This is a genomic window from Mycetocola manganoxydans, assembly GCF_003667545.1.
In the GTDB taxonomy this organism is placed as follows: Bacteria; Actinomycetota; Actinomycetes; order Actinomycetales; family Microbacteriaceae; genus Mycetocola_A; species Mycetocola_A manganoxydans.
Genome location: NZ_RCUV01000005.1, coordinates 67,619 through 85,418 on the forward strand (window position 1 = coordinate 67,619; position 17,800 = coordinate 85,418).

The 17,800-nt window shown below is 65.8% G+C and carries 19 protein-coding genes; 12 read left to right on the forward strand and 7 right to left on the reverse strand.

From position 1 onward, the window contains the following. Positions 1 to 9: 9 nt before the first annotated feature. From D9V29_RS04265 to D9V29_RS04275, 3 genes are read right to left on the reverse strand one after another with little or no spacing between them, the layout of a single operon-like run. Positions 10 to 411 (reverse strand): Hsp15 family ribosome-associated heat shock protein, encoded by a 402-nt coding sequence (locus D9V29_RS04265; protein WP_183084909.1) that lies wholly within the window; start codon positions 409 to 411, stop codon positions 10 to 12. Beyond that, positions 408 to 1,247 carry an MBL fold metallo-hydrolase gene (locus D9V29_RS04270; protein WP_121672097.1) on the reverse strand — a complete coding sequence of 280 codons (840 nt, stop codon included), beginning with the start codon at positions 1,245 to 1,247 and terminating at the stop codon, positions 408 to 410. Before D9V29_RS04270 ends, D9V29_RS04265 begins: the two co-directional genes overlap by 4 nt. 29 nt (positions 1,248 to 1,276) lie before the next feature. After that, positions 1,277 to 1,606 (reverse strand): hypothetical protein, encoded by a 330-nt coding sequence (locus tag D9V29_RS04275; RefSeq protein ID WP_121672098.1) that lies wholly within the window; start codon positions 1,604 to 1,606, stop codon positions 1,277 to 1,279. A gap of 186 nt (positions 1,607 to 1,792) precedes the next feature. Between D9V29_RS04275 and D9V29_RS04280 the strand changes: the two genes are divergently transcribed. Together D9V29_RS04280 and D9V29_RS04285 are read left to right on the forward strand one after the other, a co-directional pair. Next, entirely contained in the window at positions 1,793 to 2,131 is a 339-nt protein-coding gene (locus tag D9V29_RS04280) for a DUF7882 family protein (RefSeq protein WP_121672099.1), read from the forward strand. Continuing rightward, positions 2,128 to 2,349: a hypothetical protein gene (locus D9V29_RS04285; protein WP_121672100.1), complete on the forward strand. Its 222-nt coding sequence runs from the start codon at positions 2,128 to 2,130 to the stop codon at positions 2,347 to 2,349. Before D9V29_RS04280 ends, D9V29_RS04285 begins: the two co-directional genes overlap by 4 nt. Positions 2,350 to 2,360: 11 nt before the next feature. Here the strand turns inward: D9V29_RS04285 and D9V29_RS04290 are convergent, their stop codons facing one another. After that, the gene (locus D9V29_RS04290; protein WP_121672101.1) at positions 2,361 to 2,906 is read right to left on the reverse strand and encodes a Dps family protein; all 546 of its coding nucleotides are present in this window, start codon (positions 2,904 to 2,906) and stop codon (positions 2,361 to 2,363) included. A 249-nt stretch (positions 2,907 to 3,155) separates the two neighbouring features. On the opposite strand from D9V29_RS04290, the gene D9V29_RS04295 reads away from it, so the two are divergent. Further along, positions 3,156 to 4,202: a type III polyketide synthase gene (locus D9V29_RS04295; RefSeq protein ID WP_229790361.1), complete on the forward strand. Its 1,047-nt coding sequence runs from the start codon at positions 3,156 to 3,158 to the stop codon at positions 4,200 to 4,202. Further along, entirely contained in the window at positions 4,199 to 4,921 is a 723-nt protein-coding gene (locus tag D9V29_RS04300) for a methyltransferase domain-containing protein (RefSeq protein WP_229790360.1), read from the forward strand. The genes D9V29_RS04295 and D9V29_RS04300 overlap by 4 nt, the downstream gene beginning before the upstream one ends. A gap of 3 nt (positions 4,922 to 4,924) precedes the next feature. Here D9V29_RS04300 and D9V29_RS04305 read toward each other — a convergent pair whose 3' ends face one another. Continuing rightward, the gene (locus D9V29_RS04305) at positions 4,925 to 5,788 is read right to left on the reverse strand and encodes an SGNH/GDSL hydrolase family protein (RefSeq protein WP_183084910.1); all 864 of its coding nucleotides are present in this window, start codon (positions 5,786 to 5,788) and stop codon (positions 4,925 to 4,927) included. A 127-nt stretch (positions 5,789 to 5,915) separates the two neighbouring features. Here D9V29_RS04305 and pgsA point away from each other — a divergent pair, with 127 nt between their 5' ends. From pgsA to D9V29_RS04325, 4 genes are all read left to right on the forward strand, one after another. Next, positions 5,916 to 6,533, forward strand: a complete 618-nt coding sequence (pgsA, locus tag D9V29_RS04310; protein WP_229790359.1) for a CDP-diacylglycerol--glycerol-3-phosphate 3-phosphatidyltransferase — start codon at positions 5,916 to 5,918, stop codon at positions 6,531 to 6,533. Positions 6,534 to 6,584: 51 nt separating this feature from the next. Continuing rightward, positions 6,585 to 7,055 (forward strand): FHA domain-containing protein, encoded by a 471-nt coding sequence (locus tag D9V29_RS04315; protein ID WP_121672323.1) that lies wholly within the window; start codon positions 6,585 to 6,587, stop codon positions 7,053 to 7,055. A 3-nt stretch (positions 7,056 to 7,058) separates the two neighbouring features. After that, positions 7,059 to 7,787 carry a transcriptional regulator FtsR gene (ftsR, locus tag D9V29_RS04320; RefSeq protein WP_121672104.1) on the forward strand — a complete coding sequence of 243 codons (729 nt, stop codon included), beginning with the start codon at positions 7,059 to 7,061 and terminating at the stop codon, positions 7,785 to 7,787. Positions 7,788 to 7,942: 155 nt separating this feature from the next. Further along, the gene (locus D9V29_RS04325) at positions 7,943 to 8,488 is read left to right on the forward strand and encodes a MerR family transcriptional regulator (protein ID WP_121672105.1); all 546 of its coding nucleotides are present in this window, start codon (positions 7,943 to 7,945) and stop codon (positions 8,486 to 8,488) included. Between the two features lie 142 nt (positions 8,489 to 8,630). Here D9V29_RS04325 and D9V29_RS04330 read toward each other — a convergent pair whose 3' ends face one another. Continuing rightward, positions 8,631 to 9,449 carry a ParA family protein gene (locus D9V29_RS04330; protein WP_121672106.1) on the reverse strand — a complete coding sequence of 273 codons (819 nt, stop codon included), beginning with the start codon at positions 9,447 to 9,449 and terminating at the stop codon, positions 8,631 to 8,633. A 75-nt stretch (positions 9,450 to 9,524) separates the two neighbouring features. Here D9V29_RS04330 and D9V29_RS04335 point away from each other — a divergent pair, with 75 nt between their 5' ends. The 3 genes from D9V29_RS04335 to def are packed head-to-tail and all read left to right on the forward strand — an operon-like array spanning position 9,525 to position 14,760. After that, positions 9,525 to 12,932, forward strand: coding sequence for a pyruvate carboxylase (locus D9V29_RS04335; RefSeq protein WP_121672107.1), 3,408 nt, complete (start codon positions 9,525 to 9,527; stop codon positions 12,930 to 12,932). 57 nt (positions 12,933 to 12,989) lie between these two features. After that, positions 12,990 to 14,252, forward strand: a complete 1,263-nt coding sequence (locus D9V29_RS04340; RefSeq protein WP_229790358.1) for a MinD/ParA family ATP-binding protein — start codon at positions 12,990 to 12,992, stop codon at positions 14,250 to 14,252. Between the two features lie 16 nt (positions 14,253 to 14,268). Beyond that, a complete protein-coding gene (def, locus tag D9V29_RS04345) occupies positions 14,269 to 14,760 on the forward strand; it encodes a peptide deformylase (RefSeq protein ID WP_121672109.1) in 492 nt (163 codons plus the stop codon). Positions 14,761 to 14,827: 67 nt separating this feature from the next. Here the strand turns inward: def and D9V29_RS04350 are convergent, their stop codons facing one another. Beyond that, on the reverse strand, positions 14,828 to 16,654 hold the full coding sequence (locus D9V29_RS04350) for an AMP-dependent synthetase/ligase (protein ID WP_121672110.1): 1,827 nt from the start codon (positions 16,652 to 16,654) through the stop codon (positions 14,828 to 14,830). Between the two features lie 173 nt (positions 16,655 to 16,827). On the opposite strand from D9V29_RS04350, the gene D9V29_RS04355 reads away from it, so the two are divergent. Then, positions 16,828 to 17,793 carry an ROK family glucokinase gene (locus D9V29_RS04355; protein WP_121672111.1) on the forward strand — a complete coding sequence of 322 codons (966 nt, stop codon included), beginning with the start codon at positions 16,828 to 16,830 and terminating at the stop codon, positions 17,791 to 17,793. Positions 17,794 to 17,800: the final 7 nt, after the last annotated feature.

The window sequence follows — 17,800 nt, forward strand, 5'->3', positions numbered from 1 at the left end:
ACTCGTGTTTCAGTACTCCTGGTCGCGACCGTCGGTGTCGCGGCCTCGGAGCTTCTCGAGGTCGCGCCGTTCCCTTTTCGTCGGCCGGCCGGCGCCGCGGTCCCGCAACGGCCGGAGGGCGACCTCCTCGCGTGGCGGGGGAGGAGGGGTCTTGTCGATCAGGCATTCTGCGGCGACCGTCGCGCCCACCCGCTTCACGACAAGGCGTTTGACCTCGACGATGCGGTCGAAACCGCCTTCGCGCACGCGGATCTCGTCTCCGACGCGGATCGCCTGCGACGCTTTCACCCGGTCACCGCCGACCCGCACGTGCCCTGCGCGGCAGGCCGTCGTCGCCATCGAGCGGGTCTTGTAGATCCGCACAGCCCAGAGCCAGCTGTCCACCCGCACGCTCGACAACGGTTCGGTCACTCGGATGCTCCCGCACTCGCGGCCAGCTGGGTGTATCCGCGAAGTACCGCGGACTCGACGATCTCGAGCGGAAGTCGGGACATCGACGCCACGCGTTCGCTGGCGGATTCGATCGGCTCCGACTGGTCGAAGGACGAGCGGATGCCGTCGGCGACGATGTGGAGGACGGCCGCCTGCTCCAGGAGGAACGCGCGGTCGACGGGGCGCCCGTGGCCCGGGACGAGCACGTCACCCGGTGCGATGAGCTCTGCGATGTTGTCGAGGACTCCCGGCCAGCCGAGCGGGAAGCTGCCGGAACCGTACATCGGCGGCCCGGATTCTTCGACGACGTCGCCGAGGAGCCAGGTCGCGGCATCCGGGATCTCGACGATGAGGTCGGTGTCGGTGTGACCGGGCGGCAGGGGGTGGAACCGCACGAGCCGGTCGCCGAGATCGAGTGAGAGTACGTCGGTGACGGGGACGGTCGGAGGCGTCAGCCGGACATCACGCCAGTCATAGTGCGGCTGAGACTCGGGGGCAGCGAGCCAGGACTCCAGTCGTGGACCTTCGAACTCGGCGAAGTGCCTCGCGATGAGGTGATGCCCGAAGATCGACGTGTCCGGGAAGACCTGGTTGCCGAAGCTGTGGTCATAGTGGGCATGGGTATTCGCGACCCAGCGGATCGGAGCGGAGCTCAGTTCCGCGACGTCCGCGGCGAGTTCGCCGGCCTCACGCGGATTGCATCGCGTGTCGACGAGAAGCAAACCGTCCGACCCGGCGACGACACACACCGAGACGTCGAGCGGATCGTAACGCCGCTGGTAGACCCGATCGGCGACTTCATTCCATGAGGACATTGCTCGATCCTACGGCGCAGCCTCCTTTGTCACGCCAGGTCGAGATCCACCGCATCCGTTCGGGGCGCCTCAGCCTCGGGGCGGCTGGGCTGGAGGGCGTGACTCTTGGCGTTGAGCGCGTCGACGATCTCCCGGTCGAACGGCTCGTCACCGTTCGACGGCGCAGGCATCGTGAAGATCTGGCTCGCAGGACCGACGAGAATGTGCGCGAGGCCGTTGAGTCCGTCATCGGTGCGGGCGGGAACAGAGACGATATCGGCGTCCCCCGTGCCGGCAAGAGCGCGCGCATACTGCAGAACGGCGTCGCCGACGAGATCACCGGTCAGGAAGGATCCACTGGAGTAGAAAAGTCGTCTCATTCCTCCGACTGTCCTCCGGTCGCTGTTCTCGCTCAAGGGACTTGTGTGAGGGCGGTTCCGTCGATAAGACACAGCGCAGGTCTCGCCCCCGAAAAGAGTCAACCCCCGATTGATGCATGTGCGGGGGGCTAAAGTACAGAATGGCGAGTGTCTTCGAACTCGCACGGCTCTTGGCGAAAGGTCCCGATGGGCAAGCTCTTCTATGATTCGACCCTGACCGTCGACTTCGACGACCGCGTGCTCGCCCATCTGCAGATCGTGATCGGTGCGAAGCTGCGGCGGGGGGAATCCTTCTACTTCAGCTGGAAGGACGATCCTGCTGTCGGCGACGGTCGGAGCACGATCTGGCTTGCCCCGAACATCCCGCTGCATTACAAGTACTTTGGGTCCAGGCTTCCTGCGCTCAACCGGGAATGGATCATCGCTCTGAGCGCATCGTCCAACTCGGCTGGCGGATTGCAGATCGTGCCGGAGCCCCCGGCCAACACCTCGGGCACCGGCTCTCCCGAAGGGGGCCAGCTGTGAAGCGCATCGAGCTGCACTACGGCGGGAGCAAATACACGATCCCGAACCGCGACCTCGGTGATGTCCGCAAGGAGATCACCGAGGCCATGTCCAGCGGTACGCCGCACTGGCTCGAGGCCAACAGCGGCGAAGGAATCCTCGAGCCGGCTTACCTGCTGATCACAGCCGGCATCCCGATCGCGGTCGTCGACGTGATGGCGACCGTCTCGACGGATTGACCTTCAACCGGTCAGTTCTTTGACGGCGTCCGGTTTTCAGCGCTGATCATCCAGGCGTACTGCTCGAGCTTCGCGATGATCGCGTGGAGGATGTCGGCGGTCGTCGGGTCCTCTTCGTCGATCGAGTCGTGAACCTCGCGCATCGTACCGACGACGGCTTCGATGCGCACGGTCATGAGATCGATCGTTTTTGCCGTGTCCACTTCTCCGGCAGGGAAGGCCGGAAGGGTGGTGGTCGCCGCGACGGAATCGCTGCGGCCGTCCGGAGTTGCGTGCAGTGCCCGCATCCGTTCCGCAACCTCGTCAGAGAACTCGCGCGCGGCCTCGACGACCTCGTCAAGCTGGAGATGAAGGTCACGGAAATTGCGGCCGACCACGTTCCAGTGCGCCTGCTTGCCCTGCACGTGCAGTTCGATGAGGTCGACGAGGACCTTTTGCATCGAGTCCGCGAGTTCCTTCGACGCGATGAAACCGCCCTCGGGCTTGCGCCGCCTCGTCGTCTTCGCTCCGATGGCTGAACTGCTGGTCCGTTCACGGGTTGCCGTGGCTGTCGACATGGAAAAGTCCTTCCTGAAAGGGTGGGTGTCCCCAGTCAACCGGGTCCCTCCTGCCGCCTCAAGGCCTTGCAATCGGTCAAGGAGCTGATACATCCGGCGGATGCCTGTGCATTTCGGGCGCGACGCGCAAGGGTGTCTTCCGTGGCGGCACCGCTGTCTAAGGTGAAACCTATGCCCGTGCACGTTCGTTCCATCCAGACAGCCGTCCCTTCCACCGTTTTGCGGCAGGTCGACGCGCGGAGAATATTCGTGACACAACCCGGCCTGACCCGCCTGGGGGAGCGACTCGTGGGAGCGGCGTTCGACGCATCGGGCATCGAAACGCGGCACACCGTCATCGACGATTTCAGCGCGCATGGAGACGGGGAACGGACATTCTTCGACGGCGCAACCGGCGCGCTCCTCTCACCGTCGACACGCGAGCGCAACGACGTGTACATCCGGAGTGCTGGAGCGATGTTCGTCGAAGCGGGCCGCGCGGCGCTCGACGCGTGCCCCGATCTCGGGCCGGCAGACGTGACCCATGTCGTCACCGCATCCTGCACGGGGTTCTACGCGCCCGGACCAGACTTCGAGCTCGTCCGGGAACTGGGCCTGGCGACGACCGTCCAGCGCACCCACATCGGATTCATGGGGTGTTATGCCGCTTTCCCTGCCCTTCGGGCGGCCGCTGCATTCTGCCGCGCAGATCCGGACGCCGTTGTACTCGTCGTCTCCTGCGAAGTGTGCACCATCCACGTGCGGTCGTCGAACGACCCCGACCAGATCGTGGCATCCTCCGTGTTCGGTGACGGCGCCGCGGCCGCCATCGTCACTGCACGGGAACTCCCGGCGGATGCCCCGTCACTCGTCATCGACCGGCTCGCGAGTGAACTCACCCCGGTGGGGGAGAAGGACATGGCCTGGACGATCGGAGACGCCGGCTTCGACATGGTGCTGAGCGCCGCCGTTCCCAAAATCATCGACAACTACATCGAGGGTGCGCTCGTGCCGCTGCTGTCCCCCGAACCGGAGCTCGCGGCCGACCCGGCCGGAGGCATCCGTTCGTGGGCCATCCATCCGGGAGGACGGAGCATCCTCGACAAGGTGGAGGCCAAACTCGGCCTCAGCGACAGACAACTCGAAGCATCACGGCGAGTCCTCAGGGACTTCGGCAACATGTCGAGCGCCACCGTGCTGTTCATCCTCAAGGATCTTCTCGAGGAGCAGGGTTCAGGGTCGGATCGCGTGTGCGCGATGGCGTTCGGTCCTGGACTCACCGTCGAAACCGGGCTGTTCACGCGAGTGCGTCCGTGAGCGGACGGCGACCGCCGGTGGTGTCGACGCTGAGCGAACGGGACCCCGGCCTCGTGGAACTGATGGACGATCCGGCGTGTGACCGGGATGCGCTGTTCCGGACCTATGCCGCCTTCTCGCACGTCAACGCCCTTCTTGCCGGCTGGCGCCGTACCTATCGCGAACGGTTGCGGCCGAACTTCACCGGACCCGAGCACAGCGTCGTCGACATCGGAGCAGGCGGCGGCGATGTCGCTCGCGCCCTGATCGGCTGGGCGCGCAGGGATGGCGTGCGTCTTGAGATCACAGCGATCGACCCGGACGAACGCGCCGCCGCCTATGTCTCCACGCTTGCACCTCTCGACGGCTACACCCACCGGCTCGGCACGAGCAGCGACCTGGCGGATGAGGGGCGGCTATTCGACTTTGTTCTCTCGAACCATGTGCTGCACCACCTGGGCCCGACCGAACTCGGTACCGTCCTGGCCGACTCGGAACAGCTGGCGCGATTGGGGGTCGTCCACAGCGACATCCGCCGTTCGGCGACCGCATACGCGCTGTACTCGGTATTCACCGCCGGACGCTTCAGAGGCACCTTCATCCGGGAAGATGGATTGCTCTCCATTCGGCGCAGCCACCGTGTCGCCGAACTCGCCGCTGCGGTTCCCGTGGGATGGCGGGTGGTTCCTCAGGCGCCGCACCGGCTCCTGTTGATGCACGACCCGCGCGCGGGTCGCTGAGCTTCAGCGTCGAAGCGCCTCGAGGACCGTCGCAGCCGTGACGGCCGACCCGGCGGGATTCGGGTGCAGGAGATCGGGGAGCAGGAGCGCCTCGGGCTCGACCGCGAGGTAGGCGGAGTGAACGTCGATGCTGCGAACGGACGAGTGTTCGCCCAGCCAGGACGTGACATTGTCGATGACGTCACGATGCGCATCCGCCCAAGCGTCGAAGCGCGGGTTCTCGAGGATCGCAGCGAACCCGGCCGTTGCCGGCCAGTAGCGCTCCACCTCGGCGACGAGAGCCGTGAGCTGCGGGCCGACCGCTGCCGGCTTCGGCACATTGTTGAGGCCGTGGTTGAAGATCACCAGGTCGGGCTGTGCTGGCACCAGGGTGTCGAAGTGTGCAAGAGAGTATTCGCCGGTCTTGCCGCTCGCCGATCCGTTCCACACGATGAGCGGGGCGGATGCCGCGTCGGCGTTCGATTCGACTGCGGGCAGGTAGGAGGAGTTGACGAGGTCCCAGGAATGCTGAACCAGGGGGCGGTCGGTCTCCTCGGCGAGCTGGCGGAAGGCAAGATCAACCCATTCGCCCGGCGCATCCCCGGTGGAGTCACCGATGACGGTCACGACGAACGGGCGGTTCTCGTCGGCGAGCCGGTCGCGGGCGTCGGCGAACGGCACGAGGCTGGACTGCCGTTCGGCCGCGATCGGCGGGCCGCCATCGGCGCCCGCGCTCGTTCCGGCCGCAGGCCGTGGGATCGTCGCGAACGCGACACTGGCGACGATGGCGATGGCGAGAGCGGGGAGACCGACACGGACGAGTACCAGTCGGAGAAGAGAGCCAGAGCCTCGGTCGCGTCGCCGGCGAGGCTGTGGCGTCGTTCTCATGGCTCTAGGGTACGTCGTGCTGGGCGCGGGAAAGTCCATGTGCCTCTGACTGGGGGAGACGCGACGTACTGTCCGGTCGCCGCGCGGCGTTGCAGCCCACAGGGACGGCGTTCCCTAGACTGGGCGTGTGGATGAGCGGGAGGATGTCGAACCGAGCGACCGTATCCTGACGGTCCCGAACATCCTGAGCTTTTTGCGCCTCGCGCTCGTGCCCGTGTTCCTCATCCTGCTCGTCGAAGGGCAGGACCTCATCGCCCTCGCGGTGCTCGCCCTGTCCGGGGTCACCGACTTCCTCGACGGTTTCCTGGCGAGACGGCTCAACCAGGTCTCCAAGCTCGGTCAGCTGCTCGACCCGGCAGCGGACCGGCTGTACATCTTTGCTGCTCTCCTGGGGCTCGGCTGGCGTGAACTCATTCCGCTCTGGCTCGTCGTCGTTATCATCGCCAGGGACGTCATGCTCGTGATCCTCGCGGGGTGGCTTGCACGGATGGGTCACGGCCCATTCCCCGTGAACTGGGTGGGCAAGTGGGCGACCGCGTGCCTCTTCATCGGCCTGCCACTTCTCATGCTGTCGGCGGCCTTCCCGGACACCATGGAGTACACCCGGCCATTCGGTCTGGTCTTCGCCATCGTCGGCGCTGCCCTGTACTGGTGGGCAGGAGGGCTGTACCTCGTGCAGACAGTGCAGGCGTCGAGAAAACGCACGGGGCAGACGCAGCCTGATTCAGATACGCTGGAGACCTAGGAGGTCCAGGTGTCATATCCCAACGAGCAGAATCCCCCCACTCGGGCATATCTGCGCGAGCCAGCGGCGCAGAACGATGCAACCGGTGGTGCCCCGAACGATACAACCGCGAATTTCAGTCGGGAGTTCGGCGCGAGCCTGTCGAGCGTCGACAGCGACATCAGCGCTGAAGAGCAGGAAGCGATTGCCGCCCTGCCTAGCGGCTCGGCGTTGCTGATCGTCCGGCGCGGCCCGAACAGCGGGGCACGATTCCTCCTCGATGCCGACGTGACGCTCGCCGGTCGCCACCCCGACGCAGACATTTTCCTCGACGACGTCACGGTCTCCCGTCGTCATGCCGAGTTCGTTCGCACGGGTGTCTCGTTCCAGGTCAAGGACCTCAATTCCCTGAACGGCACCTACTTCGAGGGTGTGCGCATCGACGACGCACCCTTGAGCGACGGCGCCGAGGTCCAGATCGGAAAGTTTCGTCTGACCTTCTACCCGTCCAGGGACGACCTTCAGCCGCCCGCGGGCGCCTAGATCGTGACTGCCCAGGCAGCGCGCAGAAACGACGACGAGCGCGACCCCGGCAGGTCGGCATCCGCCTCCCAGCTTCTCAGCATCGGGCAGGTTCTCGCACGGCTGGCCAAGGAGTTCCCCGAACTCAGCAACTCGAAGCTGCGATTCCTCGAGGAGCAGGGTCTCGTCTCCCCGTCGCGGACGAAGTCCGGTTACCGCAAGTTTTCACCGCAGGACGTTGAGCGGCTTCGTCTGATCCTGTCGATGCAGAGGGATCACTATCTCCCTCTCAAGGTCATCCGTGGCCACCTCGCGGACATCGACGCCGGTCGGGCTCCGGCGCTGCCTGGCGCACCGTCCAACGGCCAGTTGTCGACGATCATCCCCGCAGGCAGGCGTTACCGGCGCGAAGACGTGCTCCGGGAGTCGGGCGCGAGTGCTGCCCTCCTGTCCGACGCGATCTCCGCGTCGATCATCGCCCCGGCAGACAACTACGGTGAGGATGCCATCACCGTTCTGCGCTCACTCGTCGCGCTGAAGAAGTGCGGCATCGAGCCGCGTCACCTTCGTGGGTACCGGGCGACCGCCGAACGCGAGGTCAGCATGATCGAGAGCGCCCTGCTCCCGATCGCCCGCCGTAAGGACGCGGCCAGCCGTGCGCGCGCCGCCGAACTCTCGGGCGAGATCGCCGGCCAGCTCGATGTGATTCGTGCCAGCCTGGTGCGGAGCGCCCTGGGCCGATTGACGTCGTGAGATTAGACTGAACCATCAGCCGTGATTGTCACAGAATGATCACGGCCAACCGACACGCCGACCCCCGCCGCCGGATGTCGTTGTAGAAGCCCGCCGCCCTCGGTACCGTGGACTGTGCGGTACCGCCGCAGTCGAAACCCAAGAGGAGCACACGGATGAGCGAATTCCCCGCCAACGACAGTCCTCGCTATGACCTGGGTCTCCTGTTCACCGACGGACTGCCCGAACTCGACGACCAGGCCGGCTACCGGGGCGCTGTCGCCGCGCGTGCCGCAGGCATCAGCTACCGCCAGCTCGACTACTGGGCACGCACCGGGCTCGTCGAACCCACCGTGCGCGGTGCAGCCGGATCCGGGTCGCAGCGTCTCTACGGTTTCCGTGACATCCTCGTGCTCAAGCTCGTTAAGCGCCTGCTCGACACCGGGATCTCCCTCCAGCAGATTCGCACCGCGGTGAACCAGTTGCGTGAATCCGGGGTCAACGACCTCGCCCAGACCACGCTGATGTCCGACGGCGCCAGCGTCTACCTGTGCACCTCGGACGATGAGGTCATCGACCTCGTCAGCCGCGGCCAGGGCGTCTTCGGTATTGCCGTCGGCAAGGTTCTCCGCGAGGTGGAAACCACCCTGATCGAGTTCGACTCTCAGGCTGCAGACCCCATGGACGAGCTCGCCGCTCGTCGCGCCGCCCGCACGGCCTGAGTTTCTCCGCCCACTCCGCCAGCGAATTCACTCGCTCCGGACGCATTCATCCGGCGTGACGAGTGAATCGGTCCGCAGCGGGTGAAATGGCGGGTAGCCAAAGCCAAAGCTCGAGCCCCGGAGAACTCAAGCCGACGAAAAACTACCGTGCAGCCTTCGCGGCGTCGGCGTATTCGCCGACGCGGCCGGTGCGGAGCACACGGTCGAGCAGCTGGTCGAAGTTCGACGCCATCTCCTGGGCGCTGTCTCCCGGCCAGATGTGCAGCGGCTTCGCGGCGCCCTGAGCCTGCTGGAGCGAGGTACGCTCCGGCAGCTGGGGGCTGAGGACGAGGGGACCGAACATGTCGCGCAGTTCCTTGATCCGGAACTGGTGCTCCATGGACTGCGACCGGACCCGGTTGACGACGATTCCGAGGGGCTGCAGGCGCGGGCTCAGGCCCCGCCGGATCTCCTCGATCGCCCGGAGGGCTCGGTCTGCAGCGGCAACGGAGAACAGCCCGGGTTCGGTGACGACGACGACACGGTCGCTCGCCGCCCAGGCGGTACGGGTGAGCGCGTTGAGCGAAGGAGCACAGTCGATCAGAACGAGGTCATAGTCGTCCTCGACGTGGGCGAGAGCTTCTTCGAGCTTCCAGATGTCGCGAATCGAGGGGTGCGGACCGTCGAAGTTGATGGCGGACGGGCTCCCGATGAGCACGTCGATGGTGCCGGGGTGCGTCTTCGTCCAGCCGCTCGGCGCAATCGCCTGACGCACCGTCTTTTCCTTGGGAGAAGCGAGGACATCGGCGACATTCAGGCGCCCGGCGAGAGAAATATCCATGCCGGTCGAGACGTCTGATTGCGGGTCGAGGTCGACGACGAGGGTACGGACGCCCTTGGCGAACGCGGCGGAGGCCAGGCCAAGGCTGACGGTGGTTTTCCCGACGCCTCCCTTGAGGCTCGAGACGCTGAGTACGTGCACAAGAAGATACGTTACCTTCACTAAGCTTGCAGAACCTAACTGTTCCCTGTGCGCTGTGCTGCCAGAGAGGTCTGCATGTTCAACAAAATTCTCGTTGCCAACCGAGGCGAAATCGCCATCCGCGCGTTCCGCGCCGCTTACGAACTCGGGGCTAAAACCGTTGCCGTCTTCCCCTTCGAAGACCGCAACTCCATGCACAGGCTGAAAGCCGATGAGGCTTATCAGATCGGCGAACCGGGTCACCCGGTGCGTGCCTACCTCGACGTTGCGGAGATCATCCGCGTCGCCCTCGAGTCCGGGGCGGATGCCATCTACCCCGGTTACGGGTTCCTCTCCGAGAACCCTGATCTGGCCGAGCAGGCCGCCGCGAACGGCATCACCTTCATCGGTCCGACCTCAGACGTGCTCAAGATGGCCGGCAACAAGGTCACCGCAAAGACCCACGCGATCGAGGCGGGCGTTCCCGTCCTCGCCTCCACCCCGGCCTCCCGTGACATCGACGAACTGCTCGCAGGCGCCGACGATGTCGGCTTCCCCCTGTTCGCCAAGGCTGTCGCCGGCGGCGGCGGACGAGGGATGCGACGTGTCAACACGAAGGACGAGCTCGCCCCCGCCCTGGCCGAGGCCATGCGTGAGGCAGACAGCGCCTTCGGCGACCCGACCATGTTCCTCGAGCAGGCCGTGATCAGGCCCCGCCACATCGAAGTCCAGGTCCTCGCAGACGCCAACGGTGAAACCGTGCACCTGTTCGAGCGGGACTGCTCGGTGCAGCGCCGTAACCAGAAGGTCGTGGAGATCGCTCCAGCACCGAACATCAGCGACGAGCTGCGTGCGAACCTGTACCGGGATGCCATCGCCTTCGCCCGCTCCATCGGCTATGTCAACGCCGGTACCGTCGAGTTCCTTCTCGACACCGCGGGTGAGCGTGCTGGCAAGCACGTCTTCATCGAGATGAACCCGCGCATCCAGGTCGAGCACACCGTGACAGAAGAAGTCACGGACGTCGACCTCGTCCAGGCCCAGATCCGCATCGCGGCTGGAGAGAGCCTCGCCGATCTGCGCCTCACGCAGGACCAGATCCAGCTCCACGGCGCGGCCCTGCAGTGCCGGATCACGACCGAGGACCCGTCACAGAACTTCCGCCCGGACACCGGCAAGATCACGACCTACCGCTCACCGGGTGGTGGCGGCATCCGTCTCGACGGCGGAACGATCAACCCCGGCGCACAGATCAGCCCGCACTTCGACTCCATGCTCGCGAAGATGACCTGCCGCGGCAGGGACTTCCCGGCCGCCGTTGCCCGTGCAAAGCGCGGGCTCGCCGAGTTCCGGATCCGCGGCGTTTCAACGAACATCTCGTTCCTCCAGGCCGTTCTCGAAGACCCGTCGTTCGTCGCAGGTGACCTCAGCACGTCGTTCATCGACGAGCGCCCGCAGCTGGTCCAGGGCCGGGTCTCCAAGGACCGGGGTACGAAGATCATGAACTGGCTCGCCGACGTCACCGTGAACCAGCCGTACGGTCCGCGCCCGACCAATTTCCACCCGGTCGAGAAGCTGCCCGAGATCGACCTGAGCCAGCCCGCTCCCGCCGGTGCACGCCAGCGTCTGCTCGAACTGGGCCCGCAGGGATTTGCCCGCTCACTCCGCGAGCAGACAGCACTCGCCGTCACCGAGACGACGTTCCGCGATGCCCACCAGTCGCTGCTCGCGACGCGCGTGCGTACCCGTGACTTGCTCGCTGCTGCACCGCACGTGGCACGACTCACCCCTGAACTCCTCTCGGTCGAGGCCTGGGGAGGCGCCACGTATGACGTTGCCCTCCGGTTCCTCGGCGAAGACCCGTGGGAGCGGCTGTCGAGCCTGCGCGAAGCCCTGCCCAACATCAACATCCAGATGCTGCTCCGCGGCCGGAACACGGTCGGCTACACGCCGTACCCGACAGCGGTGACGGATGCTTTCGTCCGCGAGGCAGCGGACAGCGGTGTCGACATCTTCCGCATCTTCGACGCGCTCAACGACGTCAACCAGATGCGGCCGGCGATCGACGCCGTGCTCGCCACCGGAACGACCGTCGCCGAGGTGGCCGTTTGCTACACGGGGGATCTCCTCGATCCGAACGAGGACCTCTACACTCTCGACTACTACCTCAAGCTCGCCGACGAGATCGTCGAAGCGGGCGCGCACATCCTCGCGATCAAGGACATGGCCGGGCTTCTCCGGCCGGCAGCGGCGGCACGACTCGTCTCCGCCTTCCGCGACCGGTTCGACCTCCCCGTGCACGTGCACACCCATGACACGGCAGGCGGTCAGCTCGCAACGTTGCTCGCCGCGAGCCAGGCCGGTGCCGACGCGGTCGACGTCGCCAGCGCACCGATGTCCGGGACCACCAGCCAGCCATCGGCGTCCGCCCTCGTTGCCGCCCTCGCGCACACCGAACGCGACACCGGACTCTCGCTCCAGGCCGTTACCGACCTCGAGCCGTACTGGGAAGCCGTGCGTCACATCTACAAGCCGTTCGAATCCGGGCTTCCCGGGCCGACCGGCCGTGTCTACCGCCACGAGATCCCGGGCGGCCAGCTGTCGAACCTGCGCCAGCAGGCGATCGCCCTCGGCCTCGCCGATCACTTCGAGCTGATCGAGGACATGTACGCCGCGGCGAACAACATCCTCGGTCGAGTTCCCAAGGTCACGCCGTCGTCGAAGGTCGTCGGCGACCTCGCCCTGTACCTCGCCGCTGTGAAGGCAGATCCTGCCGACTTCGCCGCGAACCCTGACAAGTACGACGTCCCGGACTCCGTCGTCGGCTTCATGGCCGGCGAGCTGGGCGACCTGCCCGGCGGCTGGCCCGAGCCGTTCCGCAGCAAGGTTCTCGCCGGCAGGAACATCAACATCGAGGTCGCGCCTCTCAGCGACGACGACCAGAAGCTTCTCGACGGCAGCGCGACGGACCGGCGGGCAACGCTCAACCGCCTGTTGTTCGCTGCCCCGACGAAGCAATTCGAAACGGTGCGTGAGACCTACGGCGACCTGTCCGTCGTCGACACCATCGACTACCTGTACGGACTTGAGCCGGGCGAAGAGCACGTCATCGAGATCGCGAAGGGCGTCCGGCTGTACGCGGGACTCGAAGCGATCGGTGAACCGGATGACAAGGGAATGCGCACCGTCATGACGACCCTCAACGGTCAGCTGCGTCCCGTGTTCATCCGGGACCAGAGCATCACCGTGGAGTCGAAGGTCGTCGAGAAGGCGGACACCTCGAAGCCAGGGCAGGTTGCTGCTCCGTTCTCGGGTGTCGTCACGCTCAAGGTGCAGGAAGGCGACGTCGTCGCAGCCGGTGATGCGGTGGCATCCATCGAGGCGATGAAGATGGAAGCTGCGATCACCACGGCGGTCGCCGGACGCGTCCAGCGACTCGCCATCCCCGGTACCCAGCAGGTGGAGGCGGGCGACCTCCTTGTCGTCGTCCAGCCAGGAGAGTAGGAGCCGCGGGGCTGCATGCCTAAACTTGGGGTCGAACCCGAACGAAGGAGGCAGCCCTTGGCTTCCAGCACACCTGGCCGTGGCACCCCGCGTCACTCCAGTGACGACGCCGTCGCGCCCCGGCTCGACGACGTCGGGGTCGACACGTCGTCGATCGAGCTGTCAGGGTCTCCGGCGACGCTCTCCGTCCAGTTCCCGGCAGCGCCGGTTCACGACATCCCTGAGGACGAGCTCGCGGTCGCCATCGATGATGTTCCCGTGAACCCGGAGACACTCGACTCCGAGCACCGGAACACGCGTATCGTCGAGGTTTCTGCCGTCGCGTCCGATGCGGCCGAACCGCAGAGCATCAGCGCGACGCGCTACCAGACCGGGGCCCCGGAGCCGTCCGCGCTGCTCACGAGCGAAAGACTTCTCGACGGCACCCCTGCCACCAGGACGCCACCGGAGGGACGCTGGCAGAAGCTCGTCTACGACGTGACGCGTTCCCGAGTGAACCTCGGCGATTCAGCCCGGGCGGTGGCACGCAAGGAGCTCGACGCGCGCATCCGGCGACGCTGGGAGGGCGGTGCACGGTTCGTGCCCGTTCTCACCCGCAAGGGCGGCGTCGGCAAGACCACCGTCACAGCACTGCTCGGGATGGCTCTCGCGGATGCCAGGGACGACCGCGTCATCGCGATCGACGCGAACCCGGACAGGGGAACCCTCTCTGAACGGATCGCGCAGCACACCGACTACACGGTGCGTGACATCGTCCGTGACATCGACAGCATCACCGGGTACTCCGAATTCTCCGACCGGGTCGCGCGCGACGAGACCAGGCTCGACGTTCTTGCCTCCGACACGGACCCTCACCTCGCCGAGGCGTTCAACGAAGCCGACTACAACACGGTCGCCGACCTCGCCGCCCGCTACTACTCGCTCGTCCTCACCGATTGCGGCACCGGGATCGTGCACTCCGTCATGCGGGCCACCCTCGCCCGCGCGGATTCCGTCGTCATCGTGTCCGGTGCGAGCGTCGACGAGGCGCGGCTGGCATCCGAGACGCTGACCTGGCTCGAACAGAACGGGTACGATCGCCTCGTGAAAGAGGCCGTCGTCGTGCTGAACACCGCAACACACGGCGCACACATGGTTCGCCTTGATGAGATCGAAACGCACTTCCAGTCCCGGGTGCGCGAGATCGTGCGGATCCCGTACGACCCACAACTCGCAGCGGGCTCCGCCATATCCTTCCGGGACCTGCGCCCGGTCACCCGCCATGCCGCGAGAACCCTCGCTGCACTCGTCGTCGAGGGTCTGCCCTCGCGACGGGCCTGACCCACGAAAGATCCCAGTGACAGAACGACGAATCCGTATTTTCGGGGACCCCGTCCTCAAGACAGCATCCGATCCGATCGACGCCATCGATGACGGAGTCCGGGGCCTCGTCGACGACCTGCTCGACAGCGTGCGGCCCCCGGGACGGGCCGGCGTCGCTGCGAGCCAGATCGGCGTGAACCTGCGTGCCTTCAGCTACAACATCGACGGCGACATCGGCTACATCCTCAACCCGGTGATCGTCGAGACGCGTGGCGAGAAAGAACCGGTCGACGAGGGATGCCTGTCGGTGCCTGGTCTCTGGTACCCGACCCCGCGGTATCCGTTCGTCCGTGTCGTCGGCAACGACCTCGACGGCGAGCCGGTCGAGCTCAGCGGGACGGGGCTGCTCGCCCAGGCGCTTCAGCACGAGGTCGACCACCTCGACGGGCTGCTGTATCTCGACCGTCTCGACAAGGAGAACCGGCGTGCGGCGATGAAGGAAGTCCGCGAGAGCGACTGGTTCTGATCGCCCCCACGAGAAAACGGCCCCGAACCCTGCGAAGGGATCGGGGCCGTTGCTCGTTTAAGGAGCTCTAACCGAGGGGGATGCCCTGGGTCGGCGCGTCCGCGTACAGCGCGTCGATGTCTGTGGCGAAGTCCTTGAGTATGACGTGGCGCTTGATGCTGAGCTTCGGCGTCAGGTGCCCACTCGCCTCGGTGAACTCCGTCGGGAGGACGACGAACTTACGGATGGACTCCGCACGGGAGACTTTGGTGTTCGCAGCGTCGATCGCCCGCTGGATCTCGTCGAGCACGGCCGGGTTCTTCGCTGCCTGCTCGAGGCTGAGCGTGGCTTCCTGACCGTTGTTGCCGAGCCAGGTGGGCAGCATCTCCGAGTCGAGCGTGATGAGTGCCGAGATGAACGGACGCTGGTCTCCGACGACGACGACCTGTCCGACGACGGGGTTCGACCGAATGGGGTCCTCGAGGCCGGCGGGGGCGACGTTCTTGCCCGCTGCAGTGACGATGATCTCCTTCTTGCGGCCGGTGATCGTGAGGTTTCCGTCCTTGTCGAACGATCCCAGGTCACCGGTGCGGAACCAGCCGTCGTTGAACGCTTCGGCTGTGGCCTCGGGGTTCTTCCAGTACTCCTTGAAGACGTTGATGCCCTTGACCTCGATCTCACCGTCATCCAGGGTCCGGATGGCGACACCGGGCATCGCCGGTCCCACTGTCCCGATCGGGGTCTTGCCTGGGCGGCCGACCGTTGCGGGTGCCGTGGTCTCGGTGAGGCCGTAACCCTCGAGGATCTCGATACCCAGGCTGTGGAAGAAGTGCCCGAGTCGCGGTCCGAGCGGCGCCGAACCGGAGACAGCGTATTCGACGTGGCCGCCCATTGCGGTACGGAGCTTGCTGTAGACCAGTTTGTCGAAGAGCTTGAATTGCAGCTTGAGGCCGAGCGGGATCGAGTCGCCCTTCTGCTTCGCCATCGAGTGGGCGACGGCGACATCTGCTCCGCGGCGGAAGATCTTGCCCTTTCCGCCCGCTTCAGCCTTCTGCTCGGCCGAGTTGTAGACCTTCTCGAAGACACGCGGTACGGCAAGGAGGTAGGTCGGCTTGAACGATCCGAGCGACGGCAACAGTTGTTTGGTGTCCGGCTGGTGCCCGGTCTTCACACCGGCGTGAACGTTGAGTACCGAAATGAACCGGGCGAAGACGTGCGCGAGGGTGATGAAGAGGAGAGTGGATGCTCCGCTCGGGGCGGCCACGACCTCGCGGAGAGCGACGGCGGAGTTCCGAGACAGCTCGACGAAGTTCGAGTGGGTGAGGACACAGCCCTTCGGCTTTCCTGTGGAACCGGACGTGTAGATGAGGGTGGCAATATCCGAGCCGACTGCAAGCTGGCGGCGACGTTCGATCTCTTCGTCTGGGACGTCAGCGCCGCTCGCGGCCAGCTTGTCGAGGTCACCGAGGTTGATCTGCCACACGTTGCGGACGAGGGGAAGCTCCGGGTGGATTTCGTCAAACCGTGCGAAGTGGTCAGCCGATTCGAGGATGGCGGCAACGGCGCCGGAATCGCTCATGTTCCACTGGACCTGGCTGGGGGAGCTGGTCTCGTAGATGGGGACGAGGACAGCACCGGCGAACCAGGTGGCGAAGTCGATGAGAGACCATTCGTAGCTGGTCTTCGCCATGAGACCGATCTTGTCGCCGGGTTCGATTCCCGCTGCGACCAAGCCCTTGGCGAGGGCGACGACCTGGCGGTGGAACTCTGCTGCGGAAACGTCCTCCCACGAGCCTCCGCGGGGGAGGGCGAACAGAGGCGCATTCGGCGTGAGCTTCACCCGCTCGACCAACAGGTCGGTGGTGTTGCCGTTCGGGTCGGCGGGGACGAGGGAGGGGACTTCAAACTGTTCCACGGTAGCTCCTTTGGTACCTGTAGGGGCAAGGTACGTCTACTCTAGGGGGCAGTCGAGCGCCGACCCCTGTTCTCGTGGCGGGAGTTGGCCCGGATCACTAAACTGATCCGGGCCGCGAGGAACGTTGTTGTGGCTTTCGGCAGTCCACCCCCCACTTTGGAGGTCTTTTTCGCGTGCACGCCATTGGTATCGACATCGGTGGAACGAAGATCGCCGGAGCGCTCGTCGACGACGACGGACATGTCGTCGCTGAAGCCCGCATCCCGACCCCCACCGGTCCGACCCAACTGATCGAGGACGCGGTCGTGGACATGGTCAATACTCTGGCAGCCGGCCGCGACGTCGAGGGCGTCGGTGTGGCAGCCGCAGGGTTCATCGATGCAGCCCAGTCGACGGTCTACTACGCTCCCAACATCAACTGGCGGAACGAACCATTCCAGAGCCGACTCGCCGCGCGGATCGATCTTCCGATCGTCATCGAAAACGACGCGAATGCTGCCGGCTGGGCCGAATTCCGGTTCGGGGCCGGTCGGCTGGTGAGCGACATGGTCATGCTCACGATCGGCACGGGCGTCGGCGGTGCTTTCGTCACGGGAGACAAGCTGTTCCGCGGTGGGTTCGGTGCCGGAGCGGAGCTCGGGCACCTGCGGCTCATCCCCGATGGACTTCCGTGCGGCTGTGGACAGCACGGGTGCCTCGAACAGTACGGGTCGGGGCGGGCGCTGCTCCGTATGGCCAATGAATTCGCCGACGCCGGGGGCATCGGCCAGGCCCTGGCCGAACGCAGGAACGTCTCCGGCGTCCTCACCGGGCACGACGTCGCCGACCTCATCGCGGAGGGAGACGGGGGCGCCCTCGCTGCCCTGCGCCAGCTCGGCAACTGGCTGGGCCAGGGCTGCGCGACGCTCGGCGCCATCCTCGACCCGCAGCTCTTCGTCTTCGGCGGGGGAGTGGCGCAGGTCGGCGAACTCCTGCTCGAGCCGATCCGTCACGCCTATCTTGAGCACCTTCCCGCGCGGGGCTACCACCCGGAGCCTGAATTCCGCATCGCGGAACTGGTGAACGACGCCGGTGTCGTCGGTGCCGCCGACCTCGCCCGGGTGTCAGCACGTCGTACCGCTCCGGCGAACCGGCAGTAAGGGATAC